3 protein-coding genes and 1 pseudogene are annotated in these 2,408 nt (G+C 57.3%); all 4 read left to right on the top strand.

Annotated elements, in window-relative coordinates:
- A pseudogene (locus ACFFNA_RS36840) lies at window positions 1-211 on the top strand (hypothetical protein); the annotation flags it as partial.
- A 33-nt stretch (window positions 212-244) separates the two neighbouring features.
- A complete protein-coding gene (locus ACFFNA_RS36835; protein WP_378924951.1) occupies window positions 245-487 on the top strand; it encodes a hypothetical protein in 243 nt (80 codons plus the stop codon).
- 74 nt (window positions 488-561) lie between these two features.
- Window positions 562-960, top strand: coding sequence for a hypothetical protein (locus ACFFNA_RS36830; protein ID WP_143748680.1), 399 nt, complete (start codon window positions 562-564; stop codon window positions 958-960).
- A gap of 397 nt (window positions 961-1,357) precedes the next feature.
- Window positions 1,358-2,329, top strand: a complete 972-nt coding sequence (locus tag ACFFNA_RS36825; RefSeq protein ID WP_378924949.1) for a hypothetical protein — start codon at window positions 1,358-1,360, stop codon at window positions 2,327-2,329.
- Window positions 2,330-2,408: the final 79 nt, after the last annotated feature.

Raw genomic sequence — 2,408 nt, 5'->3', positions numbered from 1 at the left:
CCTTGTGGTACAGGCCCGGTACCCCGGTAATGCCGATCCGCTGGGTGCTGGTCCGGGATCCCGATGGCAAACGCGCCCCTCAAGCCTTCTTCAGCACGGACATCCCCTCGAGCCCGCCGAAATCATCGCCCTGTTCGTCCGGCGCTGGCAGATCGAGGTCACGTTCGCTGAGACCCGTGCCCATCTTGGCGTTGAGACCCAGCGGCAATAGTCCGACAAGGCCATTGCACGAACCACCCCGGCATTGCTCGGGCTCTACAGCTTCATATCGCTATGGGCCTGCGATCTGCTCACCGGCACTACCACCCCATACACCGCAGCGTGGTACCGAAAAACCAGCCTGACGTTCAGCGACGCCATCGGCGCCGTCCGCCTCGCAATCTGGATCGGCGATATTAATCAACACTCCCCGCCAAACCGGGAGCGACAAAATATCCCGCAAGAGCGCATCCTGCGAATGGCCCAAGCCCTGTGCTTCGCCACCTAACGTACAAAGTCGAGCTCAGTTCGTCGGGTGTCGAAACCAATCGCATCAATCAGGATGGCACCCGGGAAGAGGCAATGCTCAGCCGCCTGCTAGGCGAGTTCCGGGAACCGCTTTTGCAGATCATGCCTGCCGCTCTGATTGACGAGATAGATCTCTTGTTCAACTTTCGCGGCGGACCCCCGATACGCCATGAACTTGCACACGGGAAAATGACCGATGGCGAATTCTGGAGCCCGGACGCTACCTATTCGATATGGTTGGTTCTCCACATCGTGATTTTGCCAACGCTGAGGTTCTGGGATGATGTTGCGGCAGAAATAACGCATCGCGGCCGACGCTGGTTCTGCATCAGCCTCGTTCCTGCTCTGGTTTTTGCACTGGAATTTGCTCATGATGGAAAGTTATTGATCTTTCTATCACAAGAAATCGGATTGAATCCCGCTCTGCCATGTCAAGGGGCACAGAGGTCATAACTGAATACGATCGACTGGACAGCAAAGGAATTTCCCATCGGGAGAATGGCCGTACCGGAGGACCTTCGGATCGATCCCCACACCCCATCGGGTGGTGATCTAGTCTAGGCCAAAATCTAGTAGCACGGCGATCGGTTTCCGAGTTGAAGTGTATGTGCGGTTGCGTTGAGTGAGGCAATATTCGGGAACCGAACCAATCCACAGAAATATTTTGTTGGTATTTTTGTTGGTTAGTGCTGTCGCTGTGCGAGTTCCAAGCGTTTGAAAACAAAGCTAGATTTTCTTGGCTTGGATTCCGCCTCTGGGCACCATTCTTCTTGTCATTCCAATATGATCAAGAAGATAAGCCAAATCAGCATGTTGCGCTCGCCTGACTGTGTTACAAAGGTGCGCAACAATGCTCTATCGGCTGGTCCGTCCCGTGAAGCGAACAGGTTCCTCCAAGCAGCAATTCGTTCAGCGCATCCCCGCTGACCTGCGAGATCGCATGGTCGGCATGAAGCTGGCTGTCCCCATCGGCGACGAGACGGCGTTCGTCACCATCAGGCCGAAGACCGAGAGCATTCGGTTCTCGTTGAAGAGCGGCGACCCCAGTGTCGTCAAGAACCGCCAGGCGGGCGCGGCGGCATATTTGGAGCAAATCTTCCGATCGCTACGGGAGAACAGGCCGGTCCCACTCACGCATCGTCAAGCTGTCGCGCTTTCCGGCGAACTCTACCGAGCCTGGGCGAGCGATTACGATCACCGCAGTACCATCTCCTTCGTGCAGAATGCGGACGGCACTGTCGAGCGGGACGACAGCTTGGACTTTGACCTTTTGGAAGCGGGCTATGCGTCCATCGTCAAGAAGCTCGGAGGGCTGAAGGAGGACGGGGATACCCCAGCCATGGAGAATGCCGTGGGGCCGCTCGTCGATCGGTTGCTGCTTGCTCGTAGCATTCCTGCGATCGACCCGGCGTCCCGCCCGATGGTGCTTCGTGAATTCTTGAAGGCACTCCGCGAGGGGATGGAGGTGCGTCAGCGGAAGGCGGGCGGCGATTATTCGCCCGATCCTCGCTCCGAGCGGTTCCCCGAGTGGAAGGCTCCCGGCAGCCTGCAGGCCGCGCCGAGCGTCTCGCTAACGGGCTTGGTCGAATCCTGGTGGCAGGAGGCGAAGGCGTCGGGCCTCACTGCAAGCACCCACGAAAGCTACCGCAAGGCGGCTGCAACGCTGGCGGAGTTTCTTAAGCACGACGATGCCTCCCACTTGACCGCTGACGACCTCGTTAGCTTCAAGGATCACCTCCTAGTAACCGTCAATCCAAGGACCGACAGAACGCTCAGCGCCAAGACCGTGAAAGACAGCTTGTTGATTTTCACTGAGAACTGACCCGGCATTTCCACCGAGATTTGACCCGCCTTTCATGTATGTTTCGGTTCGGGGTTGAGGGTCAAGGTTCTGGCTTTCT

The organism is Mesorhizobium kowhaii, from assembly GCF_042431665.1.
Lineage (GTDB): Bacteria > Pseudomonadota > Alphaproteobacteria > Rhizobiales > Rhizobiaceae > Mesorhizobium > Mesorhizobium kowhaii.
The sequence above is the reverse complement of the archived record's forward strand: the minus strand, read 5'-3'. Positions and strand labels throughout refer to the sequence as shown.

What these genes read in the sequence shown, in the direction of transcription:
- ACFFNA_RS36830 (WP_143748680.1), top strand. Translation starts at nt 562, where the DNA reads ATGCTCAGCCGCCTGCTAGGCGAGTTCCGGGAACCGCTTTTGCAGATC.
- ACFFNA_RS36825 (WP_378924949.1), top strand. Translation starts at nt 1,358, where the DNA reads ATGCTCTATCGGCTGGTCCGTCCCGTGAAGCGAACAGGTTCCTCCAAG.